Origin of the sequence: Actinomadura oligospora ATCC 43269 (assembly GCF_000518265.1) — a bacterium.
In the GTDB taxonomy this organism is placed as follows: domain Bacteria; phylum Actinomycetota; class Actinomycetes; order Streptosporangiales; family Streptosporangiaceae; genus Spirillospora; species Spirillospora oligospora.
Genome location: NZ_JADG01000003.1, coordinates 841194 through 860901, shown reverse-complemented (window position 1 = coordinate 860901; position 19708 = coordinate 841194). Strand labels below are relative to the sequence as shown.

The following is a 19708-nucleotide window of genomic DNA, read 5'->3' as shown; positions in this document are numbered from 1 at the left end:
TCACCCTACGGAAGGGGTGTGCGGGCCCCGGTCGCCGCCCTCCCCGGAATGATCTTCGTCGGGGGTCGCGGGCGCGTCGTCGAGGGTGCGGCGGTCGCGCCAGATGATGACGGCGATGACCGAGACGACGACGAACGTCGGGATGAAGAACGGGATGGCGGTGACGGCCGAGTGCGCCGCGAGCGGTTCGGCCGCCGCCGAGGGCAGGGTGGTCACGTGCCGACCTTCTCGGGGGTGGAGGCGGGACGGGCGGGTTCGGGCAGGACGCGGGCGATGCGGGCGACGCCCCAGCCGAGGGCGATGAGCAGGGTGAGGGTGCAGGCGAGGACGACGGCCGAGCACGCGGCCCACAGCCAGGGCGGCAGGCCGGTCTTCAGTTCGCGTTGCAGGATGTGGCGTTCGCCGGTGACGGCGCGGGTGACGTGGGGCTGGGCGGGCATCTCGGGCGCGTTGATGGCCTTGTCGCGCGGGAGGTAGACGGGGACTCCGGCCAGTTCCCGCCCGTCGTGGACGCGGACGAGGGTCTTCCACTGTCCCCCGATGGGAGCGGGGACGCTGGTGCGGTAGACGCCGGGCGCTTCCCGGACGAGCCGGTCGACGTGCAGGCCCTCGCCCTGCCAGGCGGTGATGTCGACCCAGGACGGGCCGTCGAGACCGCCGCGGGGGCTGAGTTCGACGCGCACGTCGGCGGTGCGGTCCTCTCCGGCGCCGTGCACGGCGGTGAGGATGAGGGTGGCGGTCTCGCCGCGCGGAACGGTGAAGATCTGGCAGTTGACCAGGGCGGCGGCGAACGCGGCGAGGCTGGCGGCGAACAGCGCGCGGGCCACGTTCCGGCTCCCACGGTTCGAGACGACGCCGTGGCCGCGTCCGGGGAGGCGGCCTTCGAGTCCTTCGGCGAGCATGGCGCCGCAGACGCCTCCGGCGACGCCGCCGACGACGGCCATGGCCATGCCCTCGACGACGATGTCGCCGGTCCAGGGCAGCCGGTAGGCGAGGTGCGTCCAGGCGAACTCGGCGGCGAACCCGGCGGTGCCGATGAGCAGCCCGGACACGACGCCGAGGGCGAGCGGACGTCGGGCCAGGACGAGCGCGGCGACCTCGACGCAGAGCGCCTCGGCGAAGTACAGCGGGACGGCCGCCCACAGTTCGCCGATGATCCCGGCGACGGCCAGTGACACGCCGCCGCGCACCAGCATGTAGAACGCGACGGCGAACAGCGCTCCGCCGCGTCCGACCCACAGGCGGGCGCTGACCAGGGCGCATCCGGCGGCGACGGCGATGAGCAGCGGCTGGTGGACGAGCCGGAACTGCGGGACGCCGAAGTCGTACTCGGCCTGGAACACCGACAGGCCGACGAGCAGGCCGCCCGCGGTCATGCCACGGCGGATCCACTGCGCCCAGCCGGGCGGCCGGGATCCGCTCCCGCCGCCGGAAGCGGCGTGGGCGCGGCGGCCTTCGCGTTCGAGGATCATCATGGCGACCAGTGACAGCCCGGCGCCGCCGATGAGCATGAGGTGGGTGGGGCCCCAGAGGGTGACGTCCTGGCCGAAGACGCGGTGCCAGACGTCGTCGAGGGGGAAGCCGAGCAGGGCGTAGAAGCCCGCTCCGGCGAGCAGGACGCCGCCGGTGGGCGCGTACCAGGTGCGGGTGATCCGGACGGCGGCGGCGCCGGGCCGCTCGCCGGGCAGCGGCAGGACGACGGCGATGACGCCCGCGGTGAAGATCCCGAACAGGCCGAACAGGATCGGGTAGTGGGCGATGTTGGCGAGGGGGCCGACGTCGCGTCCGTGCGAGATGTGCAGGGAGATGTCCCAGTACATGCCGAGCAGCGCGGTCAGCAGGGACACCAGGGCGACGCTGGAGGGGAGGGCGGCCCAGCCGGGCAGGCCGCGTCCGGCTCCGCGCTCGGCGAGCGCGGCGGCGCGGGTGAGCCAGGTGAGGCGTCCGCTGCGGTGGCCCCAGCCGAGCAGGAGCAGCACGGCGGCGAGGACCGCGCCGGCGCCCGAGGCGATCACGACCTGGTCGATCGCGGCCCCTCCGGCGGGCCTGTCCTGTTGCGCGAGGTGCGTGACGGCGGGGTGGCCGAGGACGCGCGCGGCGGTGCGTGCGGCGCTGTCGGTGGGGGGTTGCGGCACGGTCGCTCCCTTGCCTGGTCCTTTGGGGGGTTTCTGGTGCTTGGTGGGTCCGGGGTGTGATTCCACCCACGGCCCGGAGTATGCCAGCCTCGAATGTGTCATTGCCTAGTGTCACATCGTGTGGTGTACGGCACCCGGCGGTCGCGGCCGGGCGGGACCTGGAGGAGGCATGGTGCGCGCGTCGAGGTGGCCGGTGGTGGTCGTGATGTGGGTGGTGGCGGTGGCGCCGCTGGCCTGCGCGGGGTGCGGGAAGCCCGCTTCGCAGGCGCGCTCGGAGACCGGCGGCGCGTCGGGTGGCGCGTCCGGCGCACCGTCCGGGACGGCTTCGGGGACGGCGTCGGCGGGGGTGACCGAGGTGCGGGTTTCGGTGGTGAGGGGACGGGTCGTGACGGCGTCCCGGACGGTGAAGGTGCGCCGTGGCGCGACGGTGGTGGTCACGGTGACCAGTGACATCGCCGACGAATTCCACCTGCACGGTTACGACCGGGAGTTGGAGCTGGCCGCAGGGCGTCCGGGGACGTTGCGGCTGGTCGCGTCCGTGCCGGGGGTGTTCGAGGCGGAACTGCACCACTCGGGTGCGCGCCTGTTCGAGCTGCAGGTCGGCTGAGCGGTGGGGGTCATGGCCGTGGCCGCGTCGAGCGGCGCGGCGTGGAGCGGCGCGGGCTGGAGCGGCTCCGCGTGGGGTGGGCCGGCGCCGGGCGGTGGCGTGCTGGCGCACGGGCTGGTGGGCGGACGGACCTGCCGATGGACGGGGTGACGGCGATCGTGGGCGGGGGCGCGGCGGTCGCGGCGTCGTTCCTGGCGCTCACGGTGGCGTGGACGCGTCCGAGGCTGCGTCCGGACGCGGGCCGTCCGCTGCCCGTCCAGGTGGCGCGGTTGCTGGACGCGTCGTGGTTGACGTGGGCGGCACCCCCCTTTGTGCGCGTTCAGCGGATCGCTGAGCGGGAGCGCCCCGGTATGGCCGCGGCGATCGCCTGCCGCGGCCATACCGGGGGACGGGTCAGTCGAGGGACGGCCAGGTGATGAGGGCGTGAGCCCAGGTGAGTCCGGCGCCGAATCCGGCGAGCAGGACCTGGTCCCCGGCGTGGAGGCGGCCGTCGGCGACGGCGCGGTGCAGGGCGTAGGGGAGGCTCGCGGCGCCGATGTTGCCGACGTCCTGTCCGGCGATGGCGAGCTGGGAGGGGTCGAGTCCGGCGGTGGGGGCGAGGGAGGCGACGAGTTTGGGGTTGGGCTGGTGCGGGACGACCAGGGCGAGGTCGGCGGGCTTCACTCCGGCCTGGTCGGTGGCGTCCTCGACCAGCCGGGGGAAGATGTCGGTGATGAAGCGCCGGACGGCCGAGCCGTCCATGTGGATGGTGTGGTCGAGGGCGGCGAGGGTGTCGCCGGTGGCGGGGCGGCGGCTGCCTCCGGCGGGGATGAGGACGTCGTCCGCGCGGGTGCCGTCGGAGCCCATGCCCATGGCGGTGATGCCGTGGGGGGCGGGGACGGGGCCGAGGACGGCCGCGGCGGCGCCGTCACCGAACAGGGCGCTGGTGCCGCGGTCGGCGGGGTCGAGGAAGCGCGAGTAGACCTCGACGCCGACGACCAGGGCGTAGGGGCCGGGGCCGGTGGGCGGGCGGTCGGGCGCGGTGGGAGTCGCGGTGAGGAGGGCGGCGGCGGTCTGCAGGGCGTGCAGGAATCCGGTGCAGGCGGCGGCGACGTCGAAGGCGGCGGCCTGGCCGGCGCCGAGGAGGGCCTGGAGGCGGCAGGCGGTGGCGGGGCCGAGCTCGTCGGGGGTGGAGGTGCCGAGCACGATGAGGGTGAGGTCCCCCGCGTCGATTCCGGCCGCGTCGAGGGCGTTGCGGGCGGCGTGGGCGGCCAGGTCGGAGGCGGCCTGGCCGGGGGCGGCGCGGTGCCGGGCGCGGATGCCGGTGCGGCTCTCGATCCAGTGCGGGTCGAGGCCGAGTCCGGCCGACAGCTCGGTGCTGGTGATCCGCTGCTCGGGCAGGTAGGCGCCGGTGCCGCGGATGGCGTACGGGATCGTCACGTCGTTTCTCCCCACATCCGGCCGGGGAGGGCCGGATTTCGGTGGTTGTGGTGCGGCGCGGCTTTTGTTGTGATTTGTTGCCGTTCATCCTTTCACTCGGGGTGACCGTTCGGTCGTCCTGCGGTGACCACCCTCTCGATCGGCGGGAAGGCGCTTGTCGGCGCCCCGATTCCATGAGTGAATAATCCCATTTCGCGATCCGCTTTCCATATCTAGTTCTTGTATGGCGTTTGTCCGTCGAGAAGTGGAAGTGTGCCTTCCCGGTTAGGAGTGCGGAGTGACCGACGCCCCGCCCCCGTGGGCCTCGCGACTCGAAGATCCCGACGAGGTCCGCGCGTTCCTGTTCCCCGGCACCGGCGCCGCCGGCGCGCCCGACCTGCGCGCCCTGGCCGCGACCGGCCCGGCCGCCGCCCGCGTCGTCGGCGACGTGCTCGACGCCGTCGCCGAGGCGCTCCCGCCGCCCGGCGTCCCCTCCCCGCCGTCCGCCCCCGAACCCGGCAGCCCCGCACACAAGGAAGGCCGCACAACAAACGGCGACCGCACCGGCGACAACCCCACAGACACGGACCACCGCACGAACAAGGACACCCCCACAGGCGAGGAAACCCGTACCGGCGAGCACGCCCGCACGGCACCGGACACGCCCGCAGGACAGGACGGCCCCGGTGGCGGGTGGCCGTCGATGCGGCGGATCCTGCTGGACGAGCCCGACACCTACCGGACCGCGGCCCGCACACCCGGGGTCCCGCAGCTGGCCGCCTACACCGCGTCGGTCGCGGTCGACCGGGTGCTGCGCGCGTCCGGGGTCGTCCCGGCGTTCGCGGTCGGGCAGAGCTTCGGCGAGATCGCCGCGCTGGTGTGCGCGGGCGCGTTCTCCATCAGCGACGGCGCGCGCATGGCGTTCACGCTGGTGGACGTCCTGACGCGGCGCGGCGCGGGCGGCGGGATGGGCCTGCTGGAGGCCACCGAGGACGACACCCGCGCCCTCATCGCCGAGGCCGCGCGCCGCGCGCGCGAGGCGCGGGAGGCCCAGGAGCCGGGGCCGGCCGCCGACGCGCACCGGGTCCTTCCCGGCGGACGCGTCGGCACGCGGTCGGCGGCGTGGGGGGAGGTGGTGGTGGCGTGCCTGAACGCGCCGTCCGCCACGGTCGTGTCCGGCCCGGACGCCGAGCTGGACGCGGTGCTGGACACGGCGCGCGACCGGGGCGTGAAGGCGGTCCGGCTGGCCGTCCCGTACCTGTCGCACCATCCGGCGATGGCCGGGGCCGACCACGAGTGGTACGAGACGATCCGGCAGTTCCCGCAGCGCCCGCTGGAGACGGCCGTGCACTCGCCGGTGCGGGGCCGCGCCTACCGCGACGACGACGATCTGCACCGGGCGCTCGCGGACTGCATCGTGCTGCCCGTCCGGCTGCCCGACACGTTGGTCGAGGTCGCCAAGGCGGGCGCGACGGTGTTCGTGGAGGCGGGCGCGGGCGACGCGTTGTGCCGGTGCGCGCGGCTGACCGTCCCGGACGTCGCGACGGTCGCGCCGCTGCGGGAGCGTCCGCGTCCGGGGGGCAAGCCGCCGGTCGGCAAGTCCGCACCGGAGGTCCGGTCGGAGTCCGCTCCGGTGCCGACGCGTCCGCCCGCCCGGTCGAGCGGGGAGGCCAGGGACGCCTGATCCCCTGCGCGGACGGAACGTCCGCCCTGGTCCACACGCCCCGGCACCCCGGTACAGCGCCGCCCCGACGCGTCCTCGGCCGCACCCGGCGTCCGTTCGTGGTGGCCGCCGGTTGGACCGCTCCGTCCGCGCGCCCTCCGTCGTCTTGCCCGTCCTCGTCCGCAAGGTTCTGTTCGGTTTCGTGTCGCGACAGGAGCACCCCCATGACCCGACCGTCCGATCCCTCCGAGGCTTCTGAGCGCTCTGGTTCCGGTGATCCGTTCACGGTGGCGTTCGAGCCGGACGCGGCACCGGCGGAGCCGCCGTCCGACGCGGTCGCGTTGCGCGGCTGGATGCGCGGCACCGTCCCGGAGGGCAGGCTCGAGGCCAAGGAGCGGCTGATGATCGCCGAGGCGGTCCCGGCGGCGTTCTTCGGCTATCCCGACGGGCTGACCCTGTCGCAGCGGCAGGGCGAGACCTACCGGCGGATGCGGGCGGCGGGCCTGGCCGCGCCGCCCGCCCCGGACCTGCTGGACGATCCGCCGCTGCTGTGCGGGCTGCTGGAGCGCTGCGCGGTCGCCGATCCGGCGCTGTTCCACGTGCTGATGCTGCACTACACGCTCGCGCTCGGCCCGATCGTGAGGTTCACTCCGCAGGACGGGCAAGGTCCGCTCCCGGCCCGGGAGGCGCTGGAGTCGATGGAGGCGGCGGGGACGCTGCTGATGACCGAGATCGGCCGCAGCAACAGCCACCTGTCGCCTCGGACGCTGGCCCGGCACGACCCGGAGACGGGCGGGTTCGTGCTGACCACGCCGGACGCGGCCGCCGCGAAGTTCCCCACCAACACCGCGCATCCGCGGGTGCCGAAGGTCGCCGCCGTGTACGCCACCCTGGTGCACGGCGGACGGGAACGGGGCGTGTTCGTGTTCGCCGTCCCGCTGCGCGCCGCGGACGGCTCGACGCCGCCCGGGGTGCGGATCACGCCCGCGCCCGACACCTTCGGGCTGATGGTGGACTACGGGGCGGTCGCCCTAACCGAGATGCGGGTGCCGTTCGAGGCGTGGCTGTCGGACGGAGCGCGCCTGGACCCGGACGGCGGTTTCCACGACCCGGCCGGCGGGCCGGGCGAGCGGCTGGTCCGGTCGATGGGGATCGCGCCGCCGGTGTGGCGGGCGGTGGTGTCGGCGTGCGCGGCGCTCGCGCGCGCCTCGGCCGTCACGCTCGTCGCGCACACCGCCGGGCGCGCCACCCTCGGACGGCTCGCTCCGCGCCGTCCGCTGGGGGACTACCGCAACCAGCGTGAGGCGATGCTCGGCGCGCTGGCGTCGGCGTACGCGCTGACGCTGGTCGCCGACCGGGTGAAGGGCCCGCGTCCGCTCGGCCGCGCCCCGGCGGCGCCGCCGTCCAGCGCGCCGCCGTCCAGCGCGGGGACGGGTGGCGCGGCGTGGGCGCCGTGGTCGGCGGTGGACCGCGACCTGGCGTTGCTGAAGGCGGCCGTGACCGAGCATGCCCAGGACGTGGTGGGCGCGTGCCGGGTGCACGCGGGCGCGCCGGGGTTCGCGGCGTCCAACCGCCTGAACGGGTACCGGGGGCTGGCGCACGCCTACCAGAACGCGGGCGGCGACAACGAGCTGATCCTGTTCGACACGGCCCGCGCGCTGGCCGCCGAGCCGCCCGCCGCGCCCGATCCGTTGCCGGAGGAGGGCGGGGAGTTCGGGTCCCCGGCGATGTGCCGGACCCTGGCGGCGTCGCTGGAACGCGCCTTGGCGTCCCGTCTCGCCGCCCGCACCGCCATCGAGGACGCGGACGACGCGGGCGCGGTGTTCACCGCGTGGAACGACAACCTGACGCTCGCCGCCGCCACGTCGCGGGTCGCCGCCGACGGGATCGTCCTGCGGATCGTGGACGAGGCGTCGCGCGACGTCCCGGCCGAGGCGGCCGGGCTGCTGGAGCCTCTGCTGCGCCAGTACGGGCTGGACTGGATCGAGCGTCGCGCCGCGCTGCTGCTGGAGCATGGCGTCGCCGGTCCGGGGCTGCTGGAGCGGGTGTGGGCCGGGCGCCGCGAGGTCGGGGACCGTCTCGGCGGACGCGTCGCCGACCTGGCCGCCGCGCTCGACGCCCCGGCCGCGATCGCCGCCCCGGCCACCCCGAGGGAACCCACCGGCTCACCGTGACCGGCCGCGCGCGGGCCGCTGCCGCCCACGCCTGCCGCCCGCGCCCGTCCGTCCCGGGCGTCGCGGTCGTCCCGCTTCGCCGACCGAGGCGCCCGGCCGGCCGGTCAGCGGATCGGGACGACCGCCATCGCGTCGATCTCGACGAGGAACTCCTCGCGCACCAGCCGCGACACCCCCACGAGGGTCGCGGCGGGTGTGACGTGCTCGGGGACGAACTCGGCGCGGACCTCCCGGACGGTCCCGACGCCGTGGGCGTCCCGCAGGAAGTAGCCGAGTTTCACCACGTGCTCCCAGGACGCCCCCGCGTCGGTGAGGACGGTCTGGACGTTGCGGAACACCTGGCGGGTCTGGGCGGCCAGGTCGTCGCGGCCGACGACGGCGCCCGACGCGTCGACCGGGACCTGTCCGCTCACCAGGACGAGCCGTCCGGGCACCTCGACGGAGACGCCGTGGCTGTATCCGGGGCCGGCGGGGAGGCCGGGCGGGTCGATCTGGCGGATGTCGGTTCCGGTGCGCAGTTCATGATCGCTCACCCCGCCACCGTAGCCGCCCCCGGATCGCCTCGGGGCGGGGGCGGGGTGTTGCGCGAAACACCCCGATGGGCTGCGACAATGATCGGTATGAGCGAGCGCAGGCCGATCGAGTCGTGGCTGACGGACATGGACGGGGTCCTGGTGCACGAGGGTCACCCGATCCCCGGCGCGGACGAGTTCCTGAGGCGGCTGACCGCCTCCGGCAAGCGGTTCCTGGTGCTGACGAACAACTCCATCTACACGCCGCGTGACCTGTCGGCCCGGCTGCACGCGCTGGGGCTGCCGGTCGCCGAGGACGCGATCTGGACGTCGGCGCTCGCGACCGCGCAGTTCCTGTCGGACCAGCGGCCCAACGGGTCGGCGTACGTGATCGGCGAGGCGGGCCTGACGACGGCGCTGCACGAGGCCGGGTACGTGCTGACGGACCTGAACCCCGACTACGTGGTGCTGGGGGAGACCCGCACCTACAGCTTCTCCTCGATCACGCGGGCGATCCGGCTGATCGAGCGCGGCGCGCGGTTCATCGCGACCAACCCCGACCCGATCGGGCCGTCCACGGAGGGGTCGCTGCCCGCGACGGGCGCGGTCGCCGCGATGATCACGCGGGCGACCGGGGTCGAGCCGTACTTCGTGGGGAAGCCGAACCCGCTGATGATGCGGACGGCGCTGAACCGGGTCGGCGGGCACAGCGAGTCGACGGTGATGATCGGCGACCGGATGGACACCGACGTCCGCGCGGGCGTGGAGGCGGGCCTGGAGACGATCCTGGTGCTGTCGGGGGTGACGCGGAAGGACGAGGTGGACCGGTTCCCGTTCCGTCCGTCGCACGTGGTGCCGTCGATCGCCGACGTCGTCGACATGGTCGCGCCCGCCCGCGAGCCCGGCGCCGCCGGTTCCGGGTCGGGGGCCTGACGGGGCGCCCGCCCCGAGCCGTCACATGTCCGCCGCCATGCGCATGATCGCCGCGTCCGGCTCGCACGAGCTGGAGATCCGCCGTTCCCGGTTCCTGTGCACGCTCGCGCGGGTCGCCGACGAGGCGGAGGCGGCGGCGTTCGTCGCGGCGCAGAAACGCGCGCACCGCGACGCCACGCACAACTGCTCGGCGTACGTGGTGGGGGAGTTCGGTGAGCTGACCAAGAGCAGCGACGACGGCGAACCGGCCGGGACGGCGGGGATCCCGATGCTGGAGGTGCTGGTCCGGCGCGGCCTGACCGGGACGGCCGCCGTCGTCACCCGCTACTTCGGGGGTGTGAAGCTCGGCGCGGGCGGCCTGGTCCGCGCGTATTCGCAGGCGGTGTCGGAGGCCGTCGACGCGGTCGGCGTGGTGGAGCTGCGTCCGGTGACGCGCGTGGAGGTGACCGTGGACCACGCGTTGGCCGGACGGTTCCTCGGCGACCTGCACGCGCACGGCCCGCAGCCGGACGACGTCCGCTACGGCGACGCCGTCCACGCCGAGGTGTCGGTGCCGTCGGACGGCCTGGACGATTTCACCGCGTGGGCCGCGGAGGTCACCGCCGGGCAGGCGCGCCTGCGCACGGTCGGGACCGGCCACAGCGAAGTCCCCGTCACCCCGTAGCCGCGCCGCAGCCTTCCGCCACGGTTCCGCGCGACGCATCTCCGAACGTCGTCCGTCTGCGAAGCCGTGCCTTCAAACGAGAACCGTCCGAGGTGTCCAGTCGGACGCCTCGGACGGCTGCGGCGGGTGCGCGGAGGGTTTCAGCCGCGGCGGTGACGCCCGGGTGCGGAACCGGGGGCCGGGGACGGGCGGCCCTGGGCGTCCAGCACGGGAAGGTCCGGGACGGTCACGGCCGCGTCGGCCGGGGCGGGCATGGGAGGCCGGGAGCCCACCGGGTGGGAGCGTCCCGCCACCGGGACGTCCGCAGGGCCGCCGAACCCGCCGTGTCCGGGGCCGCCCGCGTAGGCGGGCGCAGGCGTCGCGGCGGGGGTTCCGAGGACGAGCGGCCCGACCGGGCCCCACGCGCGCAGCCGGTCCACCAGCGGTGTGACGAGCCTGGCCGCGAGCAGCGACACGGCCGTCGCGACGGCGAGGCCGACCAGGAGCCCGACGGCGACGTCGTGCGGGTAGTGCACGCCGACGAACACCCGGGAGAACGCCTCGAGGACCGCCAGCGACAGGACCCAGGGGGCCAGTGCGCGCCAGGCCACCAGCAGGCCCGCGGCGGCCCCGGCGGCGATCGTCGCGTGGTTGCTGGGGAACGACCAGTCGCCGGGCGCGGGGCAGGCGGCGATGTTCATCGCGTGCGGCACGGCGCGGCAGGGCCGTTCCTCCTGCAGGACGTCCTTGACGTTGGAGCTGACCAGGTAGGCGCAGACCATCGCGACCGGGGCGAGCAGGGCCAGGGCCATCGCCCGGCCGTCGCGGGTCCGGGCCCGCCACCAGCCGGCGGCGAACAGCGCGGCGAACGCCAGCAGGCCCGCGTCCGTGCCGACCTCCGCGCCGGTGTGCACCCAGCCGGGTGTCCCGTGCGCGAACTCGGTGACGGCCTGGTACCAGTCGGCGCTGAAACCCGGTGCTCGCATGCTCCCCCTCCACGTCCGGCGCGCCGTCCCCGGGGCGGGAACGGCGCGATCCCGGGGGCGGAAGCGTCCCGGGACGGATACTGATCATCTAACAGACCGGGAGGGTTCACGTACGGTTCAGAGCATTGCCACCTGCGTCGTCTAGGGCCGGATTCCTGCCGGATCGGCCCGGCCTACATCGAAAGTGGTACGCGCGGTTCGTCACCGCCGACGATGCCCGCGCGGTCCCGGCCGCGTGACACTGGAAGCAGCCGTCCACGCAGGAGAGATCTCATGAGCAGCCCGTTCGCACAGCCGCCCGTCCAGCCGGGTCTGCGCGCCGGTGACCGGGACCGCGACGCCGTCGCCGAGCGCCTCGGCGACGCGCTGGCCGACGGCGCCCTGAGCGCCGCCGAGTACCAGTCGCGTCTGGACCGGGCGCTGGCCGCGGTCACCCAGGACGAGCTCGCCGCTCTCACCGCCGACCTGCCCGAGTCGCGGACGGCGGGCGCCCGCGCGGCGGCCGTCGCCGCCTCCACCCGCCGCGCGGCCGACCGGCTGCGCTGGCGCAAGGAGATCCTGTACTGGGTCGGCGGCGCCGTGATCATGACGGTGCTGTGGGCCGCCAAGTCGATCAGCCAGGGGCACCTGGAGGACTACTGGCCGGCCTGGCCCCTGGGCATCTGGGGCGCGATCCTCCTCTCGTACGTCTTCTGGCCCGCGCGCGACAAGAAGAACCGGGGTGGGACGAACCGCCACGAAAACCGGTAGCGCACCCCGCCTGTGCGAATGCGACAATGATCGACTTGTGGGAATCCTGCACATTTTCGACATGGACGGCACGCTGCTGACCGGGTCCACCGCCAGCCTCCAGATCGCCCGGCACACCGGGACCGAGGCCGAGCTGCACGACCTGGAGGCGCGGTTCGCGTCCGGCGCCATCGACACCAGGACGTTCTCCACGTCCCTGTACGGCATCTGGCGGGACCGGCTCACCGCCGACACCGTCGCCGCCGCCTACGCCGCCAGCCCCTGGCTGGAGGGGATCGCCGAGGTCTGCGCCGACATCCGGACGCGCGGCGAGCACTCCCTGGTGATCACGATGTCGCCGGACTTCTTCGCGCGGCACCTGCTCGCGCTGGGATTCGACGAGGTCGTCGCGTCCCGGTTCCCGCCGCTGCCCCTGGCCGGGCCGCCGGAGCCCGGCGACATCCTCACCCCCGCCGACAAGGTCACGATCACCGACCGGGTCCGGGCCCGCCACGCGGTGTCCCGGGACCGGTGCGTGGCCTACGGGGACTCGATGTCGGACGCGCCGCTGTTCCGGCACCTGCGGCACACCGTGGCGGTGAACGCCGACCACCACCTGGCCGACCTGGCGGCGCTGGACTACCGCGGCGGTGACCTGACCCGCGCCTACGGCCTCGCCCGCGCCCTTTTCACCCCCGCCGACCAGGCACAATGAACGAGCGGCCCCGCGCCGCCCCTACCCGCCGTATCGTGCGTTCCGCCCGCCTGGCCGCCCGCGCCACGCCAGGTGCCCGCCCGGTCCGCCCGTCCGCTACGCCCGCCTGCCTTGTCCGCCCGCCGGGGCCGCAGTGCTCCGGCCTCTCCGCAAGATCGGCTCGCCCGTGACCGCCACGCCCCGCACCCAGCCCGATGATCTCCGCGCCGACTGCGGCGCGTGCTTCGGGCTGTGCTGCCTCGCCCTGCCCTTCACGCGTTCGAGTGACTTCGCGCTCACCAAACCGGCCGGGACGCCGTGCCCGAACCTCGCCGGCGACCACCGCTGCACCGTCCACTCGGGCCTGCGGGACCGGGGTTTCACCGGCTGCACGGTGTACGAGTGCCTGGGCGCGGGGCAGAAGCTGTCGCAGCACACCTTCGGGGGACGTGACTGGCGCGCCCACCCCGAGCTCGTCCCGGTGATGACCGCCGCGTACCCGGTGATGCGGCACCTGCACGAACTGCTGTGGCACCTGCGTCACGCGGCGGCGCTTCAACCCGCCGCGTCCGTCCGCGACCGGGTCACCGGCATGATCGCCACGCTGGACGACCTCACCCTCCAGGACGCCGACACGCTCCTGGCCGCCGACCTGCCCGCGCTGCACGCGGCGGCGGCCGAGCTGCTGCGCACCGCCAGCCGCCTGGTCCGCCACCACGAGAACCCGCGACCGCCCGATCACGCCCGTGCCGACCTGACCGGGCGGGACCTGCGCCGCACCGGCCTGCGCGCGGCGGACCTGCGGGGCGCGCTGCTCATCGGCGCCGACCTGACCGGTGTCGACCTCGGCCACGCCGACCTGCTGGGGGCGGACCTCCGCGCGACCGTCCTGAACGGCGCGGACCTGTCCTCGGCGCTGTTCCTCACCCAGCCGCAGATCAACGCGGCACGCGGCGACGCCGCCACCGGCCTCCCGGCCGACCTCACCCGCCCGCCCCACTGGTCCTGACGCCGCCCGTGCCCGGCCGGGGACCGGGCCGTCCTCAGCCGTCGTGGGCGGCGGTGTCGACGCGTCCGAGGAGGGGGTGGACGCGCATGGCCGCCTCCAGCTCACCGGGCAGCTCGTCGCGGTAGCGCCCGAGCGTGGACAGGTCGGCGTGCCCGAGGACGCGGCGGACGGCGTCCATGTCGGTGGCGGCGGCGAGCAGGTGGGTGGCGGTGGTGTGCCGCAGCCCGTGGGGGGTGACCGAGCGGCGGTGTTCGGGGTCGACGCGCGCCTGGACGCGGTCGATGACCGCCTGGACGTCGCCGCGCGCGAGCCGCCGTCCGCGCCAGGACAGCAGCAGCGCCTTGGGCTCGCGGCCCCGGTCGAGGAGCGCGCGCCCGTCGGTGAGGTAGGCGTCCAGGACCTCGGCGACGGGGCGGGGGAGCGGGACGTCCCGGGTCCGGCCGCCCTTGCCGAAGACGCGCCAGTAGCGGACGCCCGCGTTCACGAAGAAGTCCTCGGCGTTCGCGCGCGTCAGCTCCGACACGCGGGGGCCGACGGCGGCGAGCAGCAGCACGATGAGCGCGTCCCGAAGTTCGGTGCGCTGGTCGGGCCGTCCTCGCTCGCCGGTGACGGTCTCGGGTCGTTTCGCCAGTTCCCTGGCGGCGCCGACCAGGCCCCCCGCCTGCTCGGCCGTGAGGGCCCGCCGCTCCGCGCGCAGCCCGCCCCGGTGTTTGGGACGGACCGTCGCGGCGCCCATCGGGTTCAGGTGCACCCACCCGGCGACCAGCGCGTACCGGAACAGCGCCGACACCGACCGCCGGAACCGCGCCTGCGACGCCGCGCTCTGCACCGCCCCGCCGCTCCCGCCCGCGACAGAGGCTCCAGGGGAGGTGGCAGGGGCGGCGCCGGTGCGGCGGCCGTCGGGTTTGCGGGCGAACCGCAGCAGCACCTCGTCGACGTCCTCGCCGGTCAGGTCGTCCAGGACCAGGTCCGGCCCGGCGAGGGCGGCGAAGGTGTGCACGTCCCGCGCGTACACCTCGGCGGTCGCGGGGGCCAGCGCCCCCGTGGAGCATTTGGCCCGCACCATCTCGGCGTAGCGGTCGACCGCCTCCGCCACCGTCAGCCGCTGAACATCCGTGGGTCGCACCCGGTGGACGTTACCCTCCGCCACCGACACCGCGACCCGTGACCGCCGACGAAGAGGGATCTCCCTACGGTTCGGGCCACGGTTCGAGGACGTTGGCCCGCAGCCGCGCCACGACGTCATCGCCGACCTCGAGACGGTCGCCGACGTACGCGCGCACCGATCCGTACCGTCCGGTCAGGTCGGTGAGGAACAACCGCATCACCTCGGCGGGGGCGCGTCCGTACCCGGGCCAGCGCAGTTCCCGCCCCGGGTTCTCGGCGTGCCAGTCGGCGACGAACCGCTCGGTGGCCAGCTCGGTGAGGGCGAAGTCGGCGAGGATGTCGTCCTCGGCGACTCCGGCCAGGGACAGGACCAGCGCGGCGACCATGCCGGTGCGGTCCTTCCCGGAGTGGCAGTGGAACGCGACGGGGGCGTCGGCGTCCGCGACGATCTCCAGGACGGCCCGCAGTTCCTTCACGCCGTCCTCGGCGACCTCGGCGAACCGGTCCGCCAGGTACCGCCAGGGGTCGACGTCCGGGTCGATCGCGGCCTGGTCGTAGGGGCGGTGCTCGATGCTGAGGTTGTGGTACTCCAGCCCGTCGAACTCCGGGACGCGTCCACGGCGCTCGATCTCCCACGGGTACCGCAGGTCGATGACCGTCCGGACGCCGAGCCCGAGGAACCGTTCCCAGTCGGCGCCGTCCCCGGGGCTCAGCTTGCCGAGCGAGTCCGTCCGGTAGAGATGCCCCCAGCGGACGGCCCTTCCGTCCGCGCCCGGGTAGCCGCCCAGGTCGCGGAAGTTGTGGAGCCGCTCGAACGCGATGTGTCTCTTCACGCGCGTCACCCTACTGCCGCCCCATCCCGCGCTTCCGCGCGGCTCGAGCGGCGACGCCGCCGGTCACAGACGCCCGCGATTCACAGATGCCCGCGATGAACCTCCCCACCGCCGCCCGGCCGATCACCCTCACGCCCGGCGCGTTCCTCGAGTCGCGCGATCCACGCGGCGACCTTGTCGTGCGGTCCCTTGCCCGCCAGGAACGCGGCCTCCAGCCCCGGCATCCGGCCCGCGGACTCCCACAGCCGCTCCCACTGCGCGAACGTCAACGCGAGGTACCGCAGCCCGTCCAGCCCGGCGACCAGCCGCAGGTCCGGATCGGGGACGCGCGACACGTCCAGGCACTCGAGACGGGTGAGCGAACGCAGCGGTTCCAGGTCGACGGGGTGCGACGCGGCCACGGTGACCCTCCGCAGCGTCGGATGGCCTGCCAGCGGCGCCAGGTCGACCGTCTTGGCCTCGATGTCGAGCGTCTCGAGCGGCGCCGCGCGCAACGCCGCCAGGTCGGCGGACGCGCACCGGGTCAACTCCACCGCACGCAGGTGCGGCTCGCGGCGCGCCTGCTCCAGGTCGACCTCTCCGCCGCCGTCCACCCGCAGGATCTGGACGGCCCCGGACGGCCCCTGGCGCGGTTCCGGCACGTCGATCCGAAGCTCACCCTGCCCGTCGATCACGAAGTCGCCGCGGGTGAGGGCGTCCACGTACCGGCGGAGCAGCGACGTCACCGAATCGGCGACATGGCGAACCCCGACGCCGGGGGAGACGCGGATGACCTGCCCGGGTCGGCCCCGGCTCGCAGGGTCCATGTCCACCGCGAGGAAATCACCGCCGGTGCACAACACGAACGGAACCCAACCGGGACGATCCGCCGAACGCCGGACCGTCCCCGGCGGATCGGCTTCGTGCACGAAGGGATCGAACAGCCGCTCCTTCCAGCCACCGCGCCCGGCCCAGTGCCGCTCGCCGCCGTGCGACCCGGCCAGCCCCTCCACGCCCAACCACCACGACAGCCGCTCGAAGATCCCGGCCTCTCCGTCGCCGCCGACCACGCCGTACAACGCCCGCAGGTCCGCCGGAAGCGCCACACCGAGCCCCCGCTCCACCTCCGCCAGCCGCTCGGCCGGAACCGGAGCGGGCAACGCGGAAAGTGGATCCTCGCCCTCGTCCACCAGGCCGAACAGCTCACCGCGGAACCGGCAGTACTCCCGCAACAGCCGAACGGCCTCGTCCGGGTCACCCGCCTGCACGGCCTCGTCCGGCCCGTCCTGCTCATCCCCGGGGTCACCTGGAGCGTCCTCGGGGCCGACCACGTACAGGAACCCGCGCCTGGGGACGCTCACCTCACTCGCCCCGCCGCCGATGACCGCCTCGAACTCCCCGGACGCGGCGACGGCGAGCCTCACCCTCAGCATCCGTTCCGACTCGCCCGACGCCCGGTACACCTGACGCAGGCCCGGCCGCAGATCCGCCTCGACGACCTGTTCCCCGCCGTCCGCCAACTCACAGACGACACCCGTCACCCCGACGCCCCGCCGGTCAACGACGCCGCTCGCCGTCGCCCGCACCCAACCCGTCGGCGCCGCCCCCGCGATCCGCGCGCACATCTCGCGCAGCACCACAGGCAGACCCGGATCGTCCCGTCTCTTCGCCACCAGAACGCACTCCCACCAGAACGGAAAACGTCACACAACCGAACCGTTCCTAGCAGCCCCCTCAGACACAGGCCGTCCAACTACCGTTGCCCCCCATGGCCCACACCAAGATCGAGGTCACGCCCGAACTCGTCCGCGACCTCCTCCGCGACCAGTTCCCCGAGCTCGCCCACCACCCCGTCCACTCCGCCACGCGCGGCTGGGACAACCAGATGTGGCGTCTCGGCCCCGACCTGGCGATCCGGCTGCCGTGGGCCACCGACTCCGCCGACGTCCTCCTCCGCAAGGAGCACACCTGGCTGCCCCGCCTCGCCCTCCACCTCCCCCTGCCGATCCCCGTCCCACGGCACCTCGGCGAGCCCACCGACCGTTTCCCACGCCCCTGGATCATCACCACGTGGGTCCCAGGCCGCCCCGCCGACCAGGCCCCGATCACCCACGCCGCCCCAGCGGCGGACGCCCTCGCCGCCTTCCTCACGGCCCTCCACCAACCCGCCCCCGACGACGCTCCCCGTAGCCGCAACGACCGCGGCGCGCCACTGACCCGCCACACCGCCTCCTTCGCCGAAGGGCTCGCCGCGGCCACCGACCTCGGGCTGCTCCCGGACCCTGACGCCGTCCGCGCGGTCTGGGACGACGCCGTCCAGGCCCCTCTCTGGACGGGCCCACCGGTCTGGCTCCACGGCGACCTGCACCCCGCCAACGTCCTCACCACCGACGGAACCCTGACCGGCGTCATCGACTTCGGCGACCTCTGCACCGGCGACCCGGCCTGCGACCTGGCCGCCGCCTGGAACCTCCTGCCCGACGGCGCCGCGTCCCGCCTCCTCGCCACCTACCGGCCCGCCCCGGACGAGGCGACCGTCCGCCGCGCACGCGGCTGGGCCGCGCTCCGCGCCCTCGGCGGCGTCCTCATCGGCGAAGCCGGACTCCGCGGCCGTCCCGGCGGCAAACCCACCTGGGCCCCGCCCGCCCAGGCCGCCCTCCGCCGCCTCACCACCTGACCCGCCCCAGCCCTCACATCGCGGGGGAGCGGTCGAGTGAACGCCTACACCGAAAGATCAACGGAGCGGGCGGTCGGCCGACTAGCATCGGTCACCTTGATCATCTTGATCTTCGATTGGAGGGTGTGGCGTTGGTGGACGCGCCTGCGGGCGGTTTGGGCGAGGACGTGCTCCGGCAGATCGCACGCCTCCAGGGCGTCGTGCCGGATGACTTCACGCCGCGGGAGTGGATCGCGGCGACCCCGGCAGGGCCCCGGCGGCTGCCCCCGTGGGTTCAGGCGCTGCTGGCGGTGCGGTGGAGCGAGGGCACCCTCCGCACCGACGACGAGTTCGAATGGAAGGTCTGGCTGGACGGCGGCCCGGAGGTGGAGGACGACCTCATCACCCAGCCGCGTGCCTGGTTCACCATCGGCTACGACGACGGGCAGTTCTACTACGTCGTGGACCTGGACGATATCGCCGGGGACGACCCCGAGGTGTACCGGGTGGACCACGAAGGCGACGAGGACGACCCCGCCGGAGACCGCCTGTCCACAGTGCTCGACGGGTTCACACGGGTCGGGCCGCCGTCGGAGGACGACGCGTTCGGCCGGGCCTGCGCGGCAGGTGACCTCTCCGCGGCCACCGAAAAACTGGCCGGGACGCCTGACCTGGGCCCGCTGGACGATTCCGGGCTCACCCCGCTGCACCTGGCCGCGCTGGCCCGGAGCGCGGAGGTGATCCGGGCACTGCTGGACGCCGGCGCCGATCCGAACGCGACGATCACGCGGCACGCGTCCACGCCGTGGCGCTTCCTGGACGGCGACGTCTACACCTCGGGGGAACTGCTGGCCGGAGCGACCGCGCTGCACCTGACCCTCGACCATGAGGCGCCCCGGAAGCTGTACGACAAGACACCCAGCCTGAACATCGTCCGGATGCTCATCCAGGCGGGCGCCGACCCCAACGCCACCGACAGCGCTGGTCAGACACCGCTGCACTTCGAATGCTGGGGCCCGGGCGGCGGCACACCCGAGTTCACGTCGGGCACGCAGATCATCGGCCTGCTCCTGGACGCCGGCGCCGACCCCAACGCCGACTCCCTGCGCGGAACCCCGCTCCTGAGAATGGCGTCCCACAGCACACGTGACACCGTCACCGAAGCGGTGCGACTCCTGCTCGAAGCCGGCGCCGACCCCAACCTGGAGGCAGGAGACGGCACGCCGCTGTTGAGAGCCCTCCACGGCCATCAGGAAACCATCCGCCTCCTGCTCGCCGCAGGAGCCGACCCGTGCCGGCCCACCGACACGACCTCCTGGGGCGTCCAGGGAATCACCCCGCTCCACCAGGCCGCCAGGAGCCCACGAGGGGCGTTGCCGCTGCTCCTGGAGCACGCGGCCGATCCGGACGTCCGCACCCGCACGGGCGTCACCCCGCTGCACTACGCGATCGGGGCACCACGGACCGCCGACGACACCGGCGCCACCGAGGTGCTCGTGGCCGCCGGAGCCGACGTCAACGCACGGCTCGATGACCCGTCCGCGCTCCAGGAAACGCTCACCGCGCACACCCCGCTGGGCATCGCCCGAGAGCTGAACAAACCGGCCATCGCCGCCTTCCTGCAACAAGCCGGCGCGGTCGAATGACCCG

Annotated in this window: 20 protein-coding genes; 11 read left to right on the top strand and 9 right to left on the bottom strand. The window is 74.4% G+C overall.

The genetic code is table 11. The annotated features are described in order from the left end of the window. The 3 genes from P696_RS0103335 to P696_RS58660 form a co-directional block, all read right to left on the bottom strand. On the bottom strand, positions 1-216 hold the full coding sequence (locus P696_RS0103335) for a hypothetical protein (RefSeq protein ID WP_026411216.1): 216 nt from the start codon (positions 214-216) through the stop codon (positions 1-3). Continuing rightward, positions 213-2135, bottom strand: a complete 1923-nt coding sequence (locus P696_RS42975) for a hypothetical protein (RefSeq protein ID WP_211245592.1) — start codon at positions 2133-2135, stop codon at positions 213-215. Before P696_RS42975 ends, P696_RS0103335 begins: the two co-directional genes overlap by 4 nt. Positions 2136-2246: 111 nt before the next feature. Continuing rightward, the gene (locus tag P696_RS58660; RefSeq protein WP_034482787.1) at positions 2247-2573 is read right to left on the bottom strand and encodes a hypothetical protein; all 327 of its coding nucleotides are present in this window, start codon (positions 2571-2573) and stop codon (positions 2247-2249) included. 1 nt (position 2574) lies between these two features. Between P696_RS58660 and P696_RS55620 the strand changes: the two genes are divergently transcribed. Further along, positions 2575-2742: a hypothetical protein gene (locus P696_RS55620; RefSeq protein WP_157429486.1), complete on the top strand. Its 168-nt coding sequence runs from the start codon at positions 2575-2577 to the stop codon at positions 2740-2742. 137 nt (positions 2743-2879) lie between these two features. After that, positions 2880-3158 carry a hypothetical protein gene (locus tag P696_RS55615; protein WP_026411215.1) on the top strand — a complete coding sequence of 93 codons (279 nt, stop codon included), beginning with the start codon at positions 2880-2882 and terminating at the stop codon, positions 3156-3158. Here the strand turns inward: P696_RS55615 and P696_RS0103315 are convergent. Further along, positions 3136-4161 carry a 3-oxoacyl-ACP synthase III family protein gene (locus P696_RS0103315; protein WP_034482783.1) on the bottom strand — a complete coding sequence of 342 codons (1026 nt, stop codon included), beginning with the start codon at positions 4159-4161 and terminating at the stop codon, positions 3136-3138. The genes P696_RS55615 and P696_RS0103315 overlap by 23 nt on opposite strands. Before the next feature lie 277 nt (positions 4162-4438). On the opposite strand from P696_RS0103315, the gene P696_RS51985 reads away from it, so the two are divergent. Then, complete coding sequence (locus tag P696_RS51985; RefSeq protein WP_051466703.1) at positions 4439-5824, top strand: ACP S-malonyltransferase; 1386 nt, start codon at positions 4439-4441, stop codon at positions 5822-5824. A gap of 203 nt (positions 5825-6027) precedes the next feature. Next, positions 6028-7977, top strand: a complete 1950-nt coding sequence (locus P696_RS0103305; RefSeq protein WP_245627481.1) for an acyl-CoA dehydrogenase family protein — start codon at positions 6028-6030, stop codon at positions 7975-7977. Between the two features lie 104 nt (positions 7978-8081). On the opposite strand, the gene P696_RS0103300 is transcribed toward P696_RS0103305, so the two are convergent. Beyond that, complete coding sequence (locus tag P696_RS0103300) at positions 8082-8510, bottom strand: RidA family protein (RefSeq protein ID WP_211245591.1); 429 nt, start codon at positions 8508-8510, stop codon at positions 8082-8084. 87 nt (positions 8511-8597) lie between these two features. Between P696_RS0103300 and P696_RS42955 the strand changes: the two genes are divergently transcribed. Further along, entirely contained in the window at positions 8598-9422 is an 825-nt protein-coding gene (locus tag P696_RS42955) for an HAD-IIA family hydrolase (RefSeq protein ID WP_051466702.1), read from the top strand. Positions 9423-9459: 37 nt separating this feature from the next. Then, a complete protein-coding gene (locus tag P696_RS0103290; protein ID WP_026411211.1) occupies positions 9460-10086 on the top strand; it encodes an IMPACT family protein in 627 nt (208 codons plus the stop codon). Positions 10087-10226: 140 nt separating this feature from the next. Here the strand turns inward: P696_RS0103290 and P696_RS42950 are convergent, their stop codons facing one another. Then, complete coding sequence (locus P696_RS42950; protein ID WP_064743854.1) at positions 10227-11051, bottom strand: phosphatase PAP2 family protein; 825 nt, start codon at positions 11049-11051, stop codon at positions 10227-10229. A 273-nt stretch (positions 11052-11324) separates the two neighbouring features. On the opposite strand from P696_RS42950, the gene P696_RS0103280 reads away from it, so the two are divergent. From P696_RS0103280 to P696_RS0103270, 3 genes are all read left to right on the top strand, one after another. Beyond that, positions 11325-11801 (top strand): DUF1707 SHOCT-like domain-containing protein, encoded by a 477-nt coding sequence (locus tag P696_RS0103280; protein ID WP_245627480.1) that lies wholly within the window; start codon positions 11325-11327, stop codon positions 11799-11801. 37 nt (positions 11802-11838) lie between these two features. Continuing rightward, entirely contained in the window at positions 11839-12495 is a 657-nt protein-coding gene (locus P696_RS0103275; RefSeq protein WP_026411209.1) for an HAD family hydrolase, read from the top strand. A gap of 166 nt (positions 12496-12661) precedes the next feature. Then, positions 12662-13483, top strand: coding sequence for a pentapeptide repeat-containing protein (locus P696_RS0103270; protein WP_026411208.1), 822 nt, complete (start codon positions 12662-12664; stop codon positions 13481-13483). Positions 13484-13517: 34 nt separating this feature from the next. Here the strand turns inward: P696_RS0103270 and P696_RS0103265 are convergent, their stop codons facing one another. The 3 genes from P696_RS0103265 to P696_RS42945 all read right to left on the bottom strand — a co-directional run bounded on the left by P696_RS0103265 (position 13518) and on the right by P696_RS42945 (position 17075). Beyond that, the gene (locus P696_RS0103265) at positions 13518-14609 is read right to left on the bottom strand and encodes a tyrosine-type recombinase/integrase (RefSeq protein ID WP_026411207.1); all 1092 of its coding nucleotides are present in this window, start codon (positions 14607-14609) and stop codon (positions 13518-13520) included. Positions 14610-14673: 64 nt separating this feature from the next. Continuing rightward, positions 14674-15423: a tyrosine-protein phosphatase gene (locus tag P696_RS0103260; protein WP_026411206.1), complete on the bottom strand. Its 750-nt coding sequence runs from the start codon at positions 15421-15423 to the stop codon at positions 14674-14676. Between the two features lie 80 nt (positions 15424-15503). Continuing rightward, positions 15504-17075: an SMI1/KNR4 family protein gene (locus tag P696_RS42945; RefSeq protein ID WP_157429485.1), complete on the bottom strand. Its 1572-nt coding sequence runs from the start codon at positions 17073-17075 to the stop codon at positions 15504-15506. Between the two features lie 95 nt (positions 17076-17170). Between P696_RS42945 and P696_RS0103250 the strand changes: the two genes are divergently transcribed. Continuing rightward, positions 17171-18079, top strand: a complete 909-nt coding sequence (locus P696_RS0103250; RefSeq protein WP_026411205.1) for an aminoglycoside phosphotransferase APH(3') — start codon at positions 17171-17173, stop codon at positions 18077-18079. A 134-nt stretch (positions 18080-18213) separates the two neighbouring features. Further along, the gene (locus P696_RS0103245; RefSeq protein ID WP_157429484.1) at positions 18214-19704 is read left to right on the top strand and encodes an ankyrin repeat domain-containing protein; all 1491 of its coding nucleotides are present in this window, start codon (positions 18214-18216) and stop codon (positions 19702-19704) included. The last annotated feature ends 4 nt before the right edge of the window (positions 19705-19708 follow it).